Below are 19,523 nucleotides of genomic sequence, written 5' to 3'. Positions count from 1 at the left end.
TGTAGGGATGAAAACGCCGTTTTGCACACAACGCACATAAAAAAATGTTTAGGGGCCGTCACGCATGAAAATTTCTACACTGGCGTTATCCATCACCGCTGCATTGCTCGCGCAACACGCCTGCGCGGATGACTTCGGGCTCGGTTCTCTGGGCACTGGCACAGGTCACAGTGGCTTTCTTGAAGACAGCCACGCCGCCATCAGTTCGCGGACCATGTACTACAGCGCAGACAACCGTTCGGGGACCAACAACGATCTGCGCGAAGCTGCGACACTGCTGCGCTTCGACTACAAATCCGGCTACACCCAAGGCACCCTTGGTGTCGGTTTCGACGTCATGGCGTTCGGCGCCTTGCGTCTTGATGGTGGCGACGGCCACGCCGCAGGCGCAGGCCTGGCGGGGAACGGCAACAGCTTCTTCCCGACCAAGAACAACGGCACAGAACCGGCCGACAGTTTTGGTCGCGCCGCCGGCAACGTGAAATTCCGTATTTCCCAGACCGAGTTGCACGTCGGCGGTGGTTTGGCCCCGGTGCTGCCTATTCTGGTCTCCAACGACAGCCGTGTTGCGCCACAGACCTTTGACGGCGGCATCCTCACCTCCAGCGACATTCCGAACGTAACCTTCACTGGCGGTGAGCTGAACAAGGCCGAAGGCCGTGCGTCCAGCAACTCCACAGGCCTGAGTGTGGCCGGCGGTACGCGCGACAGCAACAGCTTCAAGTTCGGTGGTGTGGACTACAAACCGTTCGGCTCGTCCGACAACGCCATCGCGAAAAACCTGACGCTGCAGTACTACTACGCCAACCTGCAAGACTTCTACAAACAGAACTATTTCGGCCTGGTCCACGTATTGCCGCTGGGCAATGACCAATCGTTCAAGACTGACCTGCGCTACTTCGACAGCACCAGCGACGGCAAGAATGGCGAAAGTGGTTATGCGTTCAACAACAACGGTGGCTACGCCAAGCACGCCGGTGAAGTGGACAACAAAACCTACAGCGCCGCGTTCACTTACCAACTGGGCGGCAGCAGCCTGATGCTCGGCCACATCGGCGTGAGCGACGACGGCGGCTTCGTCTGGGTCAACCAGGGCAGCCTCGCCGACCCACAGCAACAAGGCGCGGGCGGCAGCGACTTCTACCTGTTCACCGACGCCGTGGTTGGCCAGTTCTCCCGTGCGGGCGAGCAAGTCAACTTCGGTCAGTACTCGTATGACTTCAAGGCCTACGTACCCGGCCTGAAAGCTTCCGTGGCTTACCTGGACGGTACGGACATCAAGTCCAAAGTCGCCGGCGGCCCTGACCAGAAAGAAAATGAAACCGACTTCCGCCTGGATTACGTCGTGCAGGCAGGCCCGCTCAAAGGCTTCGGCACCACCTTCCGGACCGGTACTTATCACGGTCACAACACCGGCACTGCGGATCAGGATCAAACCCGCCTGATCTTCAACTACACCTACGCGATCTTCTAAGCACGCTCGCACTTTTACCGCGTTGAAAAAACCGAGGCCGCCTGATCAGCGGCCTCTTTTTTTGCCTGGGTGGAGGAGACTTCATGTGCATCCGAGCGTGGATGGGTTCTACACTGCCCGTCACTGTGTCAGTGATGGAGGACCCAATGACGGCCGCACCCGTAACCAACATCCTTGAAACGATTGAAGGCCAGCGCCTGGCGACGCCAGAGGCCGAGCGTTGGCGCGAGTGGGGCCCGTACTTGAGTGAACGCCAATGGGGCACGGTGCGCGAAGACTACAGCGCAGACGGCGATGCCTGGGCCTACTTCCCGCATGACCACGCGCGCAGCCGCGCCTATCGCTGGGGCGAAGATGGCCTGGCCGGTTTCAGCGACAAGGCGCAACGCTGGTGCCTGGGCCTGGCGCTGTGGAACGAGCGCGACGCAATCCTCAAGGAACGGTTGTTCGGCTTGAATAACGCCGAGGGCAACCACGGTGAAGACGTCAAGGAACTGTACTTTTTCGTCGACGGTGTACCCAGCCATGCCTACATGCGCATGCTCTACAAATACCCGCATGCGGCCTTTCCCTATGCCGACCTGACCACCGAGAACGCGCGCCGTGGGCTAGCGGATGCCGAGTACGAAATCCTCGACACGGGCGTGTTCGAAGACAACCGCTACTGCGATGTCAGCGTCGAATACGCCAAGCATCAGCCCGACGATATTTTCATGCGCGTCACCGTGCATAACCGCTCGGACCAGCCGACGCGCCTGCAGGTGCTGCCCCAGGTGTGGGCGCGCAATGACTGGAGCTGGACCCTGGATGCGCCCAAGCCGCAGTTGCGCCTGGACGGCGAACAGGTGCTGGCCCGTCATCACGAGCTTTCCGATCGCCACCTCAGCGCCTGGGGCCAGGACGGCGTGGAGTGGCTGTTCTGCGAAAACGAGAGCAACTATCAGCGCCTGGACGGGCAGCCGGCACCCGGGCCGTTCAAGGATGGCATCAACGATTACGTGGTGGCTGGCGTGCAGTCGGCGATTCGCCGCGATGCGGGCACCAAGGTCGCCGCACGTTTCATCCTCGAACTGGCGGGCCTGGAAAGCAAAATCCTGTACCTGCGGTTTGCGCCCACCGATGCGCCCCAGATCAACGCGCGCAAGCTGTTCGAACAGCGCCGCGAGGAAGCCGATCAGTTCTACGCAGCCTTGCAACACGGCATCTCCGATGCGGACGCGCGCAATGTGCAGCGCCAGGCCCTGGCGGGTTTGCTGTGGTCCAAACAGCTCTACTATTTCGACGTGAACCAGTGGCTCGACGGCGACCCTGCCCAACCGGCGCCACCGCCGGAGCGCCTGCACATCCGCAATACCCATTGGCGGCACCTGTCCAACTTCGACATCCTCTCCATGCCCGACACCTGGGAATACCCGTGGTACGCCTCCTGGGACCAGGGCTTCCAGGCGGTGGCGATTGCGCTGATTGATCCCGGGTATGCCAAGCAGCAGTTGCTGCTGTTGGTGAAGGACCGCTTCATGCACCCCAACGGCCAACTGCCGGCGTATGAATGGCGTTTTGACGATGCCAACCCGCCGGTGCATGCCTGGGCCAGTTGGCGGGTGTATCAGCAGGACAAGGCGTTGACGGGTGTCGGCGACATGGATTTTCTTGAGCGGATTTTCCACAAACTGCTGTTGAATTTTTCCTGGTGGGTCAACCGCAAGGATGCCGAAGGCCGCAACCTGTTCCAGGGCGGGTTCCTGGGCCTGGACAACATTGCCTTGTTCGACCGCTCGGCGACCTTGCCGCCGGGTTACCAGCTGGATCAGGCCGACGGCACGGCGTGGGTCGCGGCCTACGCGCTGGACCTGATGCGGATCGGGCTGGAGCTGGCAAAGCGCAATGTGGTGTACGTCGATATTGCGGTGAAGTTTTTCGAGCACTTCCTGTACATCGCCGGCGCCATCAACCGCGTCGACGACAGCGCCGAAGGGCTGTGGGATGAGCAGGATCTGTTCTTCTACGATGTGCTGCACCGCCCCGACGGCCAGAACGAACCGGTGCGCTTGCGTTCCATCGTCGGCCTGATGCCCTTGTTTGCCGTGCTGGTGCTGGAGCAGCGCGAACATGAAGGCCTGGAAGGCTTGCGTGAGCGGCTGCTGGGGTTCATGCATCACCGACCGGACTTGGCCAAGTTGGTGTCGCGCTGGAACGAGCCGGGGCAGGGCAATCGCCTGTTGCTGGCGCTGTTGCGTGGCGAACGGACCAAGGATTTGTTGCGCCGCATGCTGGATGACCAGGAGTTTCTGTCAGGCTTTGGTGTGCGGTCCTTGTCCAAGGCGTTTGCCCAGGAGCCACTGGCGCTGAAGATGAACGGCGACACCTTGTGCGCGCGTTACCAGCCGGGCGAGTCGGACTCACGGTTGTACGGCGGCAATTCGAATTGGCGCGGGCCCTTGTGGATGCCGGTGAACTACATGCTGATCGAATCGTTGCGCGAGTTTCATCGGTACTACGCGGACAACTTCTCGGTGGAGTACCCGACGGGGAGTGGTTATCTGGCGTCCCTTGAAGAAGTTGCAGACGGCCTCAGTCAGCGTCTGACGCGATTGTTTCTGAGGGATGAGGACGGGCTGCGTCCATCGATGGCGGGGTATGCGCAGCTGGAAGCGGACCCGGCCAGTCGTGATCTGGTGCTGTTTCATGAGTATTTTCACGGGGAGACCGGGCGCGGCCTGGGCGCCTCGCACCAGACGGGCTGGAGTGCGTTGGTGGCGCTGCTGTTGCAGCCTCGTTAGGGCACGCTCCATGGCTGGGCGCACGGGGCGTCTCGGATCACGATTGGAAGGGCAGGCTGCCTCGGCTGGGCGGTTGATCTTGAGCTTAGGTGCCCCCTGCTCAACAAGCGGATTTATCCAACGACCCGACGCCTCACAAGGCAAACGGAATCGTCAGCTTGGCCTACAGCATGTCGCAACTGCGTGGGTGGATTGATCCGTTGGCCCTCGCGAGCCACTCGCTGTTCTGGACTGAGGGTTCACCGCGCGTGGCGCCATCGGTGTGGGTGGGTTGAGGGGTTGCCGGGCAGCGAGACCGTTGCCGAGATGCTTGGCGGCCGCTAGATACTAGCCAACCGCCCCGAACCTGTCGGAGCTTGATTTGTCAGCGTATAGTTTGTTGGCCCGCGCGCACTCGGTCGAGTGACCTGGCTGTGGGAACTTTCCTAAAACGCAACCACCATACGGCGGCCCTTAACGGGGAGATACCGGACGCGGCAGCAAACGGAAGCGGAATTTTCCGTGATTGGAAGTGGATAAAAGCACTGCAAGCGAGCAGGGCAAAAGCACATCTACCTGATGTACTGAAATCCAAATGTGGGAGCGGGCTTGCTCGCGAAGGCGGTGGGTCAGCCAGCTCATGTGTCACTGACACAACGCCTTCGCGAGCAAGCCCGCTCCCACAAGTCGACCGAGTGCATCTGCCAGCACCGCACTGCTTTGCTTTTCTGTGGGAGCTGGCTTGCCTGCGATGCAGACAACTCGGTGTATCAGGCATAACCAGTAGATGCCATCGCAGGCAAGCCAGCTCCCACATTTGATTGAGTTCGGCCTCCAGGATCAGGTCGGCTGCCAGGCCGTCTCGGCCTTGCTTTTGATCTAACCACTCCAACCGAGTACATCTGCCAGCACCGTACTGCTTTGCTTTTCTGTGGGAGCTGGCTTGCCTGCGATGCAGAAAACTCGGTGTATCAGGCATAACCAGTAGATGCCATCGCAGGCAAGCCAGCTCCCACATTTGATTGAGTTCGGCCTCCAGGATCAGGTCGGCTGCCAGGCCGTCTCGGCCTTGCTTTTGATCTAACCACTCCAACCGAGTACATCTGCCAGCACCGCACTGCTTTGCTTTTCTGTGAGAGCTGGCTTGCCTGCGATGCAGACAACTCGGTGTATCAGGCGTTGCCAGTAGATGCCATCGCAGGCAAGCCAGCTCCCACATTGGAATTGGGTTCAGCTTCAAGGATCAGGTCGGCTGTCAGGCCGCCGTGCTCTGCTTTTGATCTTGATCTGCTTTTGACTTTGATCTTAGGCGCCCCGTTAAACCACGCTGGCCGAACGCAGGTAGTACGGAGCGGGTAAACCGGCGGGACGCCGGTTTAGCCGCGACCGGCCCTAACCCAAATAACGGATAGGTACCAAGAGACACCTTGCCCAATACATTCCCCCAGAACGCAAAAACGGCGCCCGAAGGCGCCGTTCTGTTTACTGCATAGTCCTAAGCGATCAAACGCCCAGTACCGCGTGCTGCACCAGGGTGAGCAATGGTTGTGGGTACACACCCAGGAAGAACGCGAGCAGGGCGATAGCCAGCAGCATCACGCCACCGGCTTTCTGTTCCCAGTGCAGCTCGGCGTCCACACGGCGCAGGTTTGGCTCGATCAGGTACAGGGTGACCATCACGCGCAGGTAGTAGAACACGCCGATGGCGCTACCCAGCACTAGGGACGCCACCAACCACCATTCGTGGGCTTGGACACCGGTCGCGACGATGTAGAACTTACCGATAAAGCCTGCGGTCAGCGGGATACCGGCCAGCGACAGCATCATCACGGTGAGCACGGCAGTCAGGTACGGACGGCGCCAGAACAGGCCGCGGTATTCGTACAGGGCATCGGCATCACGGCCTTTGTACGGCGAGGACATCAGTGTGATCACACCGAACGCGCCGAGGCTGGTGATGACGTAGGTGACCAGGTACACGCCGATGGCTTCCACGGCCAGGCCTTTGCTCGCCACCAGGGCGATCAGCAGGTAGCCGAAGTGGGCGATGGACGAATAACCGAGCAGACGCTTGAGGTTGTTCTGGGTCAGGGCCAGCAGGTTACCGAACAGGATCGACGCAATGGCGATCACGGTCAGCACGTTGCTCAGCACGCCGGTGTTGGCAGCAGGCGAGATCTGGAACAGACGCACCATCACCGCAAACACCGCAACCTTGGAGGCCGTGGCCAGGAACGCCGCCACCGGCGCCGGGGCGCCTTCGTACACGTCCGGGGTCCACAGGTGGAAAGGCACCAGGGACAGCTTGAACGCCAGGCCGATCAGCATCATCGCCAGGCCCAGTTGGGCGATCGGCGCCGGGCTGTTGCTGGCGGCCAGGGCGTGACCGATACCGGTGAAGCTCAGGCTGCCGGCTTCTGCGTAGAGCAGGGCCATACCGAACAACAGGAACGCGGAACCGGCGGCCGACAGCACCATGTACTTGATGCCGGCTTCCAGGGAGCGCTTGTTGAAGAAGGCGTAGGCCACCAGGCCGTAAGTCGGGATCGACAGCAGCTCCAGGCCGATGAACAAACCGGCCAGGTGCTGCGCGCTGACCAGCACGATACCGCCGGCCGCAGCCAGCAGGATCAGCAGGTACAGCTCTTCCTTGTTGCCCGGGTAGCCCGTGCCGCCTTCGCCGAGGTAGGCGTGGGCGAGGGTCACGCACGCCAGGGTGGCGACGAGGATCAACGCGATATACAGCAGCGCGAAGTCATCGATCATCATCAGCGGGGTGACCGCCAGTGGCGCAACCTTGAGTGCCGGGATAATCGACAGCAGGGCCAGGTTCAAACCGGCACAGGACAGCAGGAACGTTTGCGAGTGATTGCGGCGCCAGGCGATCGCCAGCATCACCACCACAATGGTGAGGCTGGTGATCAGCAGCGGCGCAAGCGCGATAAAGTGTTGGATCGTGAATTCCATAGCGCTCTTACCGTGCCGAAGCGAGTTGAGTGAAGGCGGTGCCGAACCACTGCTGCACGCCATGCATCGTCGCGGCAGAAGTGTCCAGGAACGGTTGCGGGTACACGCCGATGTAGATCAGCAGCACCGCAAGGCCGAGCACCATGATCAGTTCGCGAGCATCCATGCCGTGCAGGACGGTGTCGGACTTGGCCGGACCGAAGTACGCACGGTGGATCATGATCAGCGAGTAGACCGAACCGAATACCAGGCCGGAGGTAGCGATGGCGCTGATCCACGGCGTGTGCACGAACGAACCCATCAGGATCAGGAACTCGCCGATGAAGTTACCGGTGCCCGGTAGGCCCAGGGACGCGGCGGCAAAGAACAGGCTGATCGCCGGCAGGTACGCGATGCGCGACCACACGCCACCCATTTCACGCATGTCACGGGTGTGCAGGCGCTCGTACAGCTGACCACTCAGGATAAAGAGGGCAGCGGCCGAAACACCGTGGGCCAACATCTGGATCACTGCGCCTTGCAGCGCCAGTTGGCTGCCGGAGTAGATGCCGATCAGTACGAAGCCCATGTGGGAAACGGACGAGAAGGCAATCAGACGCTTGATGTCGGTTTGTGCGAAGGCCAGGAACGCACCGTAGAAGATCCCGATCAGACCCAGGGTCATGGCGATCGGCGCAAACTCGGCCGAAGCATTCGGGAACAGCGGCAGGGCGAAACGCAGCAGGCCGTACGCAGCGGTTTTCAGCAGGATACCGGCCAGGTCCACAGAACCTGCGGTCGGCGCCTGGGCGTGCGCGTCAGGCAGCCAGGAGTGGAACGGCACCACCGGCAGCTTCACCGCGAACGCGATGAAGAAGCCCAGCATCAGGATGTACTCGGTGGTCAGCGACATCTTGGTTTTCAACAGGTCGGCGTAGTTGAAGGTAATCACGCCGGTGTTGTTGAAGTTGACCAGTACCAGACCCAGGATCGCCACCAACATGATCAGGCCGGAAGCCTGGGTGAAGATGAAGAACTTGGTCGCCGCGTAGATCCGGGTTTTCTTGCCGTCCGAAGAACTGTGACCCCAGAGCGCGATGAGGAAGTACATCGGCACCAGCATCATTTCCCAGAAGAAGAAGAACATGAACAGGTCCAGCGCCAGGAACACGCCGACAACGCCGCCCAGAATCCACATCAGGTTCAAGTGGAAGAAGCCCACGTGACGCTGAATTTCTTTCCAGGAGCAGAGTACCGAGAGGATACCCAGCAGGCCGGTCAGCAGGATCATCAACAGCGACAGGCCGTCGAGGGCCAGGTGCACATTGATGCCGAAGCGCTGGATCCACACGTGCTTGAATTCAAGCGCGAAGGTGGGATCGACACCCGGTGCCGGAGCAAATGAATAGTCGCCATGCGCCCACAGCCAGAGGCCGAGTGCGAGTTCCAGGGACATGGTCAGCAACGCAATCCAGCGGGGGAGGGTGGCGCCGAAGCGTTCACCCATCCAGCAGAGCAGGCCGCCGATAAAGGGGATCAGGATTAGCCAGGGCAGAATCATGACGGGCTCGTTTCCTTTCGCAAGTTCGCAAAGTACGCAATGTTCATAGTCAGACCGCTACCACAACGATGGCGCCGATCACCAGCACGGCACCGACGGCCATGGAAGCTGCATACCAACGCAGTTGGCCAGTCTCGCTGCGGCTCAGGGCGGTGTGACCGGCCTTGGCGGCACGCGGGATCAAACCGATGGTCTGGTCGAGCGGGTCTTTGCGCAGTACATGGCTGATCGCAAGGTAAGGCTTGACGAACAGTTTGTCGTAGATCCAGTCGAAGCCCCAGGCGGCGAACCACCAGGCCGACAGGAAACGGCCAATGCCGCTGTTGGCAACCGCCGTCACGAAACGACGCTTGCCCAGGAACAGCAGCGCCGCCAGCAGGATACCGGCGATGGCGATGGCGCCGGAGGCGATTTCAAGGCTGTGCTTGGCAGCGCCGCCGGCATGGCCAGCGCTTTGCGGCAGTACGCCGGCCAGTGGCGGGGTGATCATGGCGCCGACGAAGGTCGACAGGATGATCAGCACCGACAGTGGCAGCCAGTGGGAAATGCCGTGGCCTGCGTGGGCTTCAGTCTTGGCTTCACCGTGGAAGGTGATGAAGATCAGGCGGAAGGTGTACAGCGAGGTCATGAACGCACCCACCAGGCCGGCGTACAGCAGGCCGTGGTTACCGCTGGCAAAGGCTTCCCAGAGGATTTCGTCTTTCGAGTAGAAACCTGCGGTCACCAGTGGCAGGGCCGACAAGGCCGCGCCGCCGACGATGAAGCTGGCGTAGGCCAACGGCAGTTTCTTCCACAGGCCGCCCATCTTGAAGATGTTCTGCTCGTGGTGGCAGGCAACGATCACCGCACCGGAAGCAAGGAACAGCAGGGCCTTGAAGAAGGCGTGGGTCATCAGGTGGAAGATCGCGCCGTCCCAGGCACCCACGCCCAGGGCCAGGAACATGTAGCCGATCTGGCTCATGGTCGAGTAGGCGAGGATACGCTTGATGTCGGTCTGAACCAGGGCAGCAAAACCTGCCAGTACCAGGGTCACGCCACCCACCAGGCCCACCAGATGCAGAATCTCTGGCGCCAGGGTGAACAGGCCGTGGGTACGGGCAATCAGGTAGACACCGGCGGTCACCATGGTTGCGGCGTGGATCAGTGCCGAAACCGGGGTAGGGCCGGCCATCGCGTCCGCCAGCCAGGTTTGCAGCGGCAGCTGCGCAGATTTACCGACCGCGCCACCCAGCAGCATCAGGGTCGCCAGGGTGATCCAGAAATCACCGACCTGGAATTTCTGCGGCGCCAGCACCAGCAGTTCCTGGATGTTCAGCGTGCCCACTTGTTGGAACAGGATGAACAGGCCGATGGCCATGAACACGTCGCCAATGCGGGTAACGATGAACGCCTTGAGTGCCGCGTTACCGTTGTTGCGGTTGCTGTAGTAGAAACCGATCAACAGGTACGAGCACAGGCCCACGCCTTCCCAGCCGAAGTACAGGAACAACAGGTTATCGCCCAGCACCAGGAACAGCATGCTGGCGATAAACAGGTTGGTGTACGAGAAGAAGCGCGAGTAGCCCGCTTCACCGCGCATGTACCAGGACGCGAACAGGTGGATCAGGAAGCCCACACCCACCACCACGCCGAGCATGGTGATCGACAGGCCGTCGATGTAGATCGCGAAGTTGGGCTTGAAGCCCTCAACCGACATCCACTGCCACAGGACCAGGGTGTAGTGGCCGCCTTCGGGCGGTGCCACGTTGAATTGCCAGATGACGTAGGCGGCGACAATTGCCGACAGGCCAATGGAACCCACACCGATCAGGGCAGACAGGTTTTCCGACCAGCGTCCACGGGAGAACGACAGCAGCAGGAAACCGATCAGGGGAAATACGAAAGTCAGAAAGATTATGTTCATCCGCGCATCTCACTGGCAGCGTCGATATCAAGCGTGTGGAAGCGACGATACAGTTGCAGCAGGATCGCCAGGCCAATACTGGCCTCGGCGGCTGCCAGGCTGATCACCAGAATGAACATGACTTGTCCATCCGGCTGGCCCCAACGGCTACCCGCCACGATGAAGGCCAGTGCCGCAGCGTTCATCATGATTTCCAGGCTCATCAACACGAACAAAATGTTACGGCGAACCATCAGGCCGACCAGGCCAAGGCAGAACAGGATGCCGGCGACCGCCAGACCATGCTCCAAAGGGATAGCAGGCATCGTCATTGCTCCTTGGCTTCGTTGCGGCCCAAGTGGAAGGCGGTGATGGCTGCAGCGAGCAGCAGCATCGAAGCCAGTTCGACCACCAGCAGGTACGGGCCGAACAGGCTGACGCCCACGGCTTTGGCGTCTACGGTGGTGTGGCCGATGGCCTGGCCGCTCTGGTGAGCGAACAAGACATACAGCAGTTCACCCAGCAGCAGCGCTGCGAGGATGACCGGGCCAAGCCAAATGCCGGGCTTGAGCCAGACGCGTTCCTGGGCGACCGAAGCCGGCCCCAGGTTGAGCATCATCACCACAAACACGAACAGCACCATGATGGCGCCGGCGTAGGCGATCACTTCCAGGACACCGGCGAACGGCGCGCCGAGGCTGAAGAAGGTCATGGCCACGGCGATCAGCGAAATGATCAGGTAGAGCAGGGCGTGCACGGGGTTGGTGTTGGTGATCACGCGAAGCGTGGACACCACTGCAATACCCGACGCGAAATAGAAAGCGAATTCCATCTTTCTTCCTTAAGGCAGCAAGCTCTTCACGTTGATCGGCTCGGCTTCGTTTTGTGCGGCGCCCTTCGGCTTACCGGCAACGGCCATACCTGCAACACGATAGAAGTTGTAATCAGGGTTTTTACCGGGACCAGAGATCAGCAGATCTTCTTTCTCGTACACCAGGTCCTGACGTTTGAACTCGGCCATCTCGAAATCCGGTGTCAGCTGGATCGCGGTGGTCGGGCAAGCTTCCTCGCAGAGGCCGCAGAAAATGCAGCGCGAGAAGTTGATGCGGAAGAAGTCCGGGTACCAGCGACCGTCTTCGGTTTCAGCTTTCTGCAGGGAGATGCAACCCACCGGGCACGCCACGGCGCACAGGTTGCAGGCTACGCAACGCTCTTCGCCATCGGGGTCGCGGGTCAGCACGATACGGCCGCGATAGCGCGGCGGCAGGTACACCGCTTCTTCCGGGTATTGCAGGGTGTCGCGTTTGCGAAAGCCATGGCCGAAAACCATCACCAGGCTTCGCAACTGGGTACCGGTACCCTTAACGATGTCGCCAATATATTTGAACATGGGTCAAATCCTCACTGAACCGCGCCGGCTGGCGTGTTCAACAACACAACAGCAGCCGTCACCAGCAAATTGATCAGGGTCAGCGGCAGGCAGAATCTCCAGCTGAAATCCATCACCTGGTCATAGCGTGGGCGCGGAATAGAAGCGCGCAGCAGGATGAACAGCATGATGAAGAACGCCGTCTTCAAGAAGAACCAGAAGAACGCCAGTTGCGGCAGGATGTTGAACGGGCCGTGCCAGCCGCCGAAGAACAGCGTGACCAGCAATGCCGAGATCAAGATGATGCCGATGTATTCACCGACGAAGAACATGCCCCATTTCATGCCGGCGTATTCAATGTGGTAACCGTCGGCCAGTTCCTGTTCCGCTTCCGGCTGGTCGAACGGGTGACGGTGAGTCACGGCGACGCCAGCGATGAAGAAGGTACAGAAGCCAAAGAACTGCGGAATGATGAACCACAGGTTCTGCGCCTGGTACTCGACGATGTCGCGCATGTTGAACGAGCCGACCTGCACCACGATGCCCATCAGCGCCAGGCCCATGAACACTTCGTAAGACACGGTCTGGGCCGAAGCCCGCAAGCTGCCCAGCAGGGCGAACTTGTTGTTACTCGACCAACCGGCGAACAGCACCGCGTAGACCGACAGACCGGCCATGGCGAAGAAGAACAGCAAGCCGATGTTCAGGTCCGCGACGCCCCAGGTCGGGGTGATCGGGATAACGGCGAAGGCAATCAGCAAGGCGCTCATGGCCACGACCGGTGCCAGGGTGAAGATCACCTTGTCGGCAAACGGCGGGGTCCAGTCTTCCTTGAAGAACATTTTGAGCATGTCGGCAGCGATCTGGAACATGCCGAATGGGCCAACGCGGTTAGGACCGTAACGGTCCTGCCACCAGCCCAGCAGGCGACGTTCGACGAAGCTGAGCAGGGCGCCCGCAACGACCACGGCCAACAGGATCACGATGGCCTTGACGACCGAGATGATCACGTCGATCACTTCAGGGGTGAACCAGGTCATTGCGCTGCCTCCTGCAGACCGTCAACGGTTTGGCCAAAGATCGCAGGCGGAATGCCTGCAAGGCCTTTAGGCAGTGCAACCAGGCCCGCGCCCAACTCGTCATTGATGCGCAGCGGCAGACGCAGAGTCTTGCCACCGACGTTCAGGCTGAGCAGGGCACCGTCGTTGACGCCCAGGCGGTCGGCTTCGGATTTGGCCACGGACACGTAAGCGGCCGGGATGCGCTCCTGAACCGGTGCGGCTTTGGAAGAGGTCTCTTCGCTGCCGAACAGGTGGAAGAACGGCACAACCTGCCAGGTGCCCTGGGCCGGGTTGAACGGACGCGGTACGGCGGTGAACCAGTTCAGCGAGTCACCGGTGCTTTCGATCAGGCGCGTGCCCGGGTCGCCAGCACGGATGTGACCACCCACTTCGTCCTGGAACTTGTTCCAGGCCTGTGGCGAGTTCCAGCCCGGCGACCAGGCAAACGGCACCTGCTGACGTGGCTCGACCGAACCCGAGTAACCTTCCATGGAGAAGGCGAACGCGGTGTCAGGGTCTTGCGGTGTGCGCGGTTCGTGCACGCTGATGTCGGCGCGCATGGCGGTACGACCGGAGTAACGCAGCGGTTCACGGGCCAGTTTCAAGCCCTTGATGCGGAACGAGGCAGACGGTGCAGCATCAACGATACGTGCAAGCTGCGGGGCGCTTGCGGCGGCCGCTGCGGTGACGTGGTCAAGCTGGGTCCAGTCGATCGGCTGGTTCAGCAGGGTGGCGCGCAGGGCATGCAGCCAGCGCCAGCCTTCGTGAACCAGGATGCTGGCGTCCATGTATTTCGGATCGAATACCTGGAAGAAGCGCTGAGCGCGGCCTTCCTGGCTGACCAGCGTACCGTCGCCTTCGGCGAAGGTGGCGGCGGGCAGCACCAGGTCGGCACGTTCGCTGGTGGCGGTCTTCTGGTGGTCGGCAACGATCAGCACTTTGGCCGCATCCAGCGCGGCGTCGACCTTGGCCGAATCCGTGCGGGTGTACAGGTCGTTTTCCAGTACCACGATGGCGTCGGCTTGACCGTCAGTCACGGCTTGCAGCGCGGCGTCCAGGGACTCGCCGCCGAGCATGGCCAGGCCGAGGCTGTTGGCTTCCGGCACGACCAGGCTGATGGAACCGTTCTTGTCGCGCAGCTTCAAGGCTTTGGCGATGTTGGCAGCCGCTTCGATCAGTGCTTTGGAACCCAGCGAGGTGCCGGCAATGATCAATGGACGCTTGGCGGCCAGCAGGGCGTCGGCGATGCGCTGGGCCAGTTCACCGGCTTCGGTGTCCAGGCCTTCGACGGCAGGCGCGCTGGCGTCCAGGGCGTGAGCCACGGCGAAACCGATGCGGGCCAGGTCGTCAGGTGCGGCGTGGACGCATTCTTCGGCGATGTCGTCGAGCTTGGTTTCAGCAAGGCTTGCGATAAACAGTGGGTTCAGCGCGTGCTGGCCGATGTTTTTCACCGCAGCGTCGAGCCAAGGCTGAACGCGCATGGCATCGGCCATGTCTTCGGCTTTGCCTTTGACCGACTGACGCAGCGACAGCGCGATACGCGCGGCGGTCTGGGTCAGGTCTTCACCGAGCACGAAGATCGCGTCGTGGTCTTCGATGTCACGCATGTTCGGCACCGGCAACGGGCTGTCGTTCAGCACTTGCAGGACCAGGCGAATGCGCTCCAGCTCAGCGGCTTCGATACCGCAGTAGAAGTGCTCGGCGCCGACCAACTCGCGCAACGCGTAGTTGCTTTCGAGGCTGGCGCGTGGCGAACCGATACCGACGATGTTGCGGCCGCGCAGCAGCTCGGCGGCTTTATCCAGCGCATCGTCCAGGCTCAGCTTGGCGCCATCGGCCAGCAGCGGCTGGCGCGGGCGGTCTTCGCGGTTGACGTAGCCATAGCCGAAACGGCCACGGTCACACAGGAAGTACTGGTTGACCGAACCGTTGAAGCGGTTTTCGATGCGACGCAGTTCGCCGTAACGCTCGCCCGGGGAAATGTTGCAACCGCTGGAGCAGCCATGGCAGATGCTCGGCGAGAATTGCATGTCCCACTTACGGTTGTAGCGCTCGGAGTGAGTCTTGTCGGTGAACACACCGGTCGGGCAGACCTCGGTGAGGTTGCCGGAGAACTCGCTTTCGAGCACGCCATCTTCAACGCGACCGAAGTACACGTTGTCGTGAGCGCCGAATACGCCCAGGTCGGTGCCGCCGGCGTAGTCTTTATAGAAGCGTACGCACCGGTAGCAGGCGATGCAGCGGTTCATTTCGTGAGAAATGAACGGGCCGAGGTCCTGGTTCTGGTGGGTACGCTTGGTGAAGCGATAACGGCGCTCGTTGTGGCCGGTCATCACCGTCATGTCTTGCAGGTGGCAGTGACCGCCTTCCTCACAGACCGGGCAGTCGTGGGGGTGGTTGGTCATCAGCCATTCGACAACGCTGGCGCGGAACGCCTTGGATTCTTCATCTTCGATGGAGATCCAGGTGTTGTCGGTGGCTGGCGTCATGCAGGACATGACGATACGACCACGGGTGTCGTTCTCGTCGGTGTACTGCTTGACCGCACACTGGCGGCAAGCACCAACGCTACCAAGGGCTGGGTGCCAGCAGAAATAAGGGATGTCGAGGCCTAGTGAGAGACATGCCTGTAACAGGTTGTCTGCCCCATCGACTTCGAGCGCTTTGCCGTCTACGTGGATAGTGGCCATGGTTCAAAGTTCTTCGTTGGCCCGTTGTCAGCGGGCGTGGCTAATGGAATCTTGTTATTCATGTGCATCTACACAGCCATAAAGGCGTCAGCACATGAGAAAGCGAAGAGCACGGGCCCTTCGCCTTTTTAAGCGTTACGCACCAACCATGGTTGGTGTGACCACCTGATTCAGATCGCCGGCGCGCGCAGGTGCGATGCCAGCCTCGAATTCAGAGCGGAAGTATTTGATTGCGCTGCCCAATGGTTCCACGGCGCCCGGTGCGTGAGCACAGAAGGTCTTGCCTGGGCCGAGGAAACCGACCAGACCCAGCAGGGTCTCGATGTCGCCTGGCTGGCCTTCGCCTTTCTCGATCGCCATCAAGAGCTTCACGCTCCAGGGCAAACCGTCACGGCATGGGGTGCAGAAGCCGCAGGATTCGCGGGAGAAGAACTGCTCCATGTTGCGCAGCAGCGAGACCATGTTCACGGTGTTGTCCACCGCCATCGCCAAGCCGGTCCCCATACGGGTGCCGACCTTGCCGATGCCGCCGGCATACATTTGTGCGTCCAGGTGCTCAGGCAGCAGGAAACCGGTGCCGGCGCCGCCTGGCTGCCAGGCTTTCAAGGTGTAGCCGTCGCGCATGCCGCCGGCGTAGTCCTCGAACAGCTCGCGTGCGGTCACGCCGAACGGCAGCTCCCACAGGCCAGGGTTCTTGACCTTGCCGGAGAAGCCCATGAGCTTGGTGCCCATGTCTTCACTGCCTTCGCGGGCCAACGATTTATACCAGTCCACGCCGTCGGCGATGATCGCCGGCACGTTGCACAGGGTTTCCACGTTGTTTACGCAGGTCGGCTTGCCCCACACGCCTACGGCGGCAGGGAAGGGCGGCTTGGAGCGCGGGTTGGCGCGGCGGCCTTCGAGGGAGTTGATCAGTGCGGTTTCTTCACCGCAGATGTAACGCCCGGCGCCGGTGTGCACGAACAGTTCGAAGTCAAAACCGGAACCCAGGATGTTCTTGCCCAACAGGCCTGCAGCCTTGGCTTCTTCCACGGCACGGGTGAGGTGCTTGGCGGCGGTGGTGTATTCGCCACGCAGGAAGATGTAGCCCCGGTAGGTTTTCAGCGCACGGGCGCTGATCAGCATGCCTTCGATCAGCAGATGGGGCAGTTGCTCCATCAGCATGCGGTCTTTCCAGGTGTTGGGCTCCATTTCATCCGCGTTGCACAGCAGGTAGCGGATGTTGATGGATTCGTCTTTGGGCATCAGGCCCCACTTCACGCCCGTGGGGAAGCCTGCACCGCCGCGGCCTTTGAGGCCGGCGTCTTTCACGGTCTGGACGATGTCGTCCTGAGCCATGTCGGCGAAGGCTTTGCGCGCGGCGGCGTAACCGTTCTTGGCCTGGTACTCGTCGAGCCATACAGGCTCGCCGTCGTCACGCAGGCGCCAGGTCAGCGGGTGAGTCTCGGCCGAACGCTTGATCAGGTTGGCCGGGCCGAAAGATGTAAGGGTCATGGGTAGCCCTCGAGCAATTGGGTCACGCCAGCAGGCTGCACGTCACCGAATGTGTCGTCGTCAATCATCAACGCCGGCGCCTTGTCGCAGTTGCCCAGGCAGCACACCGGCAGCAGCGTGAAGCGGCCGTCCGGGGTGGTTTGGCCCAGGCCGATGCCCAGTTTGTTCTGGATCTCGCTGACCACTGACTCGTGGCCACCGATGTAGCAGACCATGCTGTCGCACACGCGAATGATGTGGCGGCCCACCGGCTGACGGAAGATCTGGCTGTAGAACGTGGCCACACCTTCAACGTCGCTGGCCGGGATGCCGAGGATCTCGCCGATGGCGTAGAGGGCGCCGTCCGGCACCCAGCCACGTTCCTTCTGGACGATCTTCAAGGCTTCGATCGACGCCGCGCGCGGGTCTTCGTAGTGATGCAGCTCGTGCTCGATGGCCGAGCGCTCGGTTTCACTCAGGGTGAAACGATCTGTTTGGATAAGCGTGCTGTTCATGCTTAGCGGTCCACGTCGGCCATAACGAAATCGATACTACCCAGGTACGCAATCAAGTCCGCGACCATCTCGCCTTTGATCACCGAAGGGATCTGCTGCAAGTGCGCGAAGCTTGGGGTACGAATCCGGGTGCGGTAGCTCATGGTGCCGCCATCGCTCGTCAGGTAATAACTGTTGATACCCTTGGTCGCTTCAATCATCTGGAAGGATTCGTTGGCCGGCATGACCGGGCCCCACGAAACTTGCAGGAAGTGCGTGATCAGGGTTTCGATGTGCTGCAGCGTGCGTTCTTTCGGCGGCGGCGTAGTCAGCGGGTGATCCGCCTTGTACGGACCTGCCGGCATGTTGCGCATGCACTGCTCGATGATCTTCAGGCTCTGGCGCATTTCTTCGACGCGCACGATGCAACGGTCGTAGGCATCGCCGTTGGCCGCCAGCGGTACTTCGAATTCGAAGTTCTCGTAGCCGGAGTACGGGCGTGCTTTACGCAGGTCGAAGTCGCAGCCGGTGGAACGCAGGCCGGCACCGGTGACGCCCCATTCCAGGGCCTCTTTGGTGTTGTACTGCGCGACGCCGATGGTACGACCCTTGAGGATGCTGTTGTCCAGCGCGGCTTTCTGGTACTCGTCCAGACGCTTGGGCATCCAGTCGATGAATTCCTTGACCAGGCGCTCCCAGCCGTTTGGCAGGTCGTGCGCCACGCCGCCGATGCGGTACCAGGCCGGGTGCAGACGGAAACCGGTGATGGCTTCGATAACCTTGTAGGCGCGCTGACGGTCGGTGAAGGTGAAGAACACCGGGGTCATGGCGCCAACGTCCTGGATATAGGTACCCAGGAACAGCAGGTGGCTGGTGATCCGGAAGAACTCGGCCATCATGATGCGGATGGTGTCGACGCGGTCCGGCACCTTGATGCCGGCCAGCTTCTCGACCGAGAGCACGTACGGCAGGTTGTTCATCACGCCGCCGAGGTAGTCGATACGGTCGGTGTACGGAATGAAGCTGTGCCAGGACTGACGTTCGGCCATCTTCTCGGCACCACGGTGGTGGTAACCGATGTCCGGCACGCAGTCGACGATTTCTTCGCCGTCCAGTTGCAGGATGATACGGAAGGCACCGTGGGCCGAAGGGTGGTTCGGGCCCAGGTTGAGGAACATGTAGTCCTCGTTGGTGCCGGAGCGTTTCATGCCCCAGTCTTCCGGACGGAAGCGTGCAGCCTCTTCTTCCAGCTGCTGCTTGGCGAGCGTCAGGCTGAACGGATCGAATTCGGTGGCGCGCGCAGGGTAGTCCTTGCGCAGCGGGTGACCTTCCCAGGTGGGCGGCATCATGATGCGCGTCAGGTGCGGGTGGCCCGGGAAGTCGATGCCGAACATGTCCCAGACTTCGCGCTCATACCAGCTGGCGTTCGGCCAGATGCCGGTGATGGTCGGAATGCTCAGGTCGCTTTCGGACAGGGCAACCTTGATCATCACGTCGCTGTTACGCTCCAGCGACATCAGGTGATAGAACACGGTGAAATCGGCGCCGCTCGGCAGCCCCTGGCGCTTGGTGCGCAGACGCTCGTCCACGCCATGCAGGTCATAGAGCATGACGTACGGCTTGGGCAGGTTGCGCAGGAAAGTCAGGACTTCGACGAGCTTGGCACGCGCCACCCACAGCACCGGCATACCGGTGCGTGTGGCCTGGGCGGTGAAGGCGTCAGGGCCAAAACGGTTATTGAGTTCGACAACCACATCCTGGTCGTCTGCCTTATAAGGCGGGATGCGTCGAGCACTGCCTGTAGTCATGGTTTT

At 61.1% G+C, this 19,523-nt stretch carries 13 protein-coding genes; 2 read left to right on the top strand and 11 right to left on the bottom strand.

Features of this window, described 5'->3' with window-relative positions:
- The first annotated feature begins 64 nt into the window (after positions 1–64).
- Together ABWL43_RS17365 and ABWL43_RS17360 are read left to right on the top strand one after the other, a co-directional pair.
- Positions 65–1,474, top strand: coding sequence for an OprD family outer membrane porin (locus tag ABWL43_RS17365; protein WP_404483277.1), 1,410 nt, complete (start codon positions 65–67; stop codon positions 1,472–1,474).
- Between the two features lie 146 nt (positions 1,475–1,620).
- Complete coding sequence (locus tag ABWL43_RS17360) at positions 1,621–4,254, top strand: MGH1-like glycoside hydrolase domain-containing protein (protein ID WP_145166145.1); 2,634 nt, start codon at positions 1,621–1,623, stop codon at positions 4,252–4,254.
- A 1,482-nt stretch (positions 4,255–5,736) separates the two neighbouring features.
- Here ABWL43_RS17360 and nuoN read toward each other — a convergent pair.
- From nuoN to nuoC, 11 genes are all read right to left on the bottom strand, one after another.
- The gene (nuoN, locus tag ABWL43_RS17355) at positions 5,737–7,200 is read right to left on the bottom strand and encodes an NADH-quinone oxidoreductase subunit NuoN (RefSeq protein ID WP_145164678.1); all 1,464 of its coding nucleotides are present in this window, start codon (positions 7,198–7,200) and stop codon (positions 5,737–5,739) included.
- 7 nt (positions 7,201–7,207) lie between these two features.
- Positions 7,208–8,740 (bottom strand): NADH-quinone oxidoreductase subunit M, encoded by a 1,533-nt coding sequence (nuoM, locus tag ABWL43_RS17350; RefSeq protein ID WP_106579875.1) that lies wholly within the window; start codon positions 8,738–8,740, stop codon positions 7,208–7,210.
- 49 nt (positions 8,741–8,789) lie between these two features.
- Positions 8,790–10,643 (bottom strand): NADH-quinone oxidoreductase subunit L, encoded by a 1,854-nt coding sequence (gene nuoL, locus ABWL43_RS17345; protein ID WP_404483274.1) that lies wholly within the window; start codon positions 10,641–10,643, stop codon positions 8,790–8,792.
- Positions 10,640–10,948, bottom strand: coding sequence for an NADH-quinone oxidoreductase subunit NuoK (nuoK, locus tag ABWL43_RS17340; RefSeq protein WP_003219560.1), 309 nt, complete (start codon positions 10,946–10,948; stop codon positions 10,640–10,642). Before nuoK ends, nuoL begins: the two co-directional genes overlap by 4 nt.
- Positions 10,949–10,950: 2 nt before the next feature.
- On the bottom strand, positions 10,951–11,454 hold the full coding sequence (gene nuoJ, locus ABWL43_RS17335; protein WP_017137519.1) for an NADH-quinone oxidoreductase subunit J: 504 nt from the start codon (positions 11,452–11,454) through the stop codon (positions 10,951–10,953).
- 9 nt (positions 11,455–11,463) lie between these two features.
- Entirely contained in the window at positions 11,464–12,012 is a 549-nt protein-coding gene (gene nuoI, locus ABWL43_RS17330) for an NADH-quinone oxidoreductase subunit NuoI (protein WP_003174725.1), read from the bottom strand.
- 11 nt (positions 12,013–12,023) lie between these two features.
- Positions 12,024–13,031: an NADH-quinone oxidoreductase subunit NuoH gene (gene nuoH, locus ABWL43_RS17325; protein ID WP_053256843.1), complete on the bottom strand. Its 1,008-nt coding sequence runs from the start codon at positions 13,029–13,031 to the stop codon at positions 12,024–12,026.
- Positions 13,028–15,742: an NADH-quinone oxidoreductase subunit NuoG gene (gene nuoG / locus ABWL43_RS17320; RefSeq protein WP_242199461.1), complete on the bottom strand. Its 2,715-nt coding sequence runs from the start codon at positions 15,740–15,742 to the stop codon at positions 13,028–13,030. Before nuoG ends, nuoH begins: the two co-directional genes overlap by 4 nt.
- A gap of 135 nt (positions 15,743–15,877) precedes the next feature.
- Positions 15,878–17,236, bottom strand: coding sequence for an NADH-quinone oxidoreductase subunit NuoF (nuoF, locus tag ABWL43_RS17315; protein ID WP_106579872.1), 1,359 nt, complete (start codon positions 17,234–17,236; stop codon positions 15,878–15,880).
- Positions 17,233–17,730: an NADH-quinone oxidoreductase subunit NuoE gene (gene nuoE, locus ABWL43_RS17310; RefSeq protein ID WP_003174721.1), complete on the bottom strand. Its 498-nt coding sequence runs from the start codon at positions 17,728–17,730 to the stop codon at positions 17,233–17,235. Before nuoE ends, nuoF begins: the two co-directional genes overlap by 4 nt.
- 2 nt (positions 17,731–17,732) lie before the next feature.
- Complete coding sequence (gene nuoC, locus ABWL43_RS17305) at positions 17,733–19,517, bottom strand: NADH-quinone oxidoreductase subunit C/D (RefSeq protein ID WP_106579871.1); 1,785 nt, start codon at positions 19,515–19,517, stop codon at positions 17,733–17,735.
- Positions 19,518–19,523: the final 6 nt, after the last annotated feature.

The sequence above is a fragment of the Pseudomonas sp. HT11 genome (assembly GCF_044875395.1).
Classification (GTDB): domain Bacteria; phylum Pseudomonadota; class Gammaproteobacteria; order Pseudomonadales; family Pseudomonadaceae; genus Aquipseudomonas.
The sequence above is the reverse complement of the archived record's forward strand: the minus strand, read 5'-3'. Positions and strand labels throughout refer to the sequence as shown.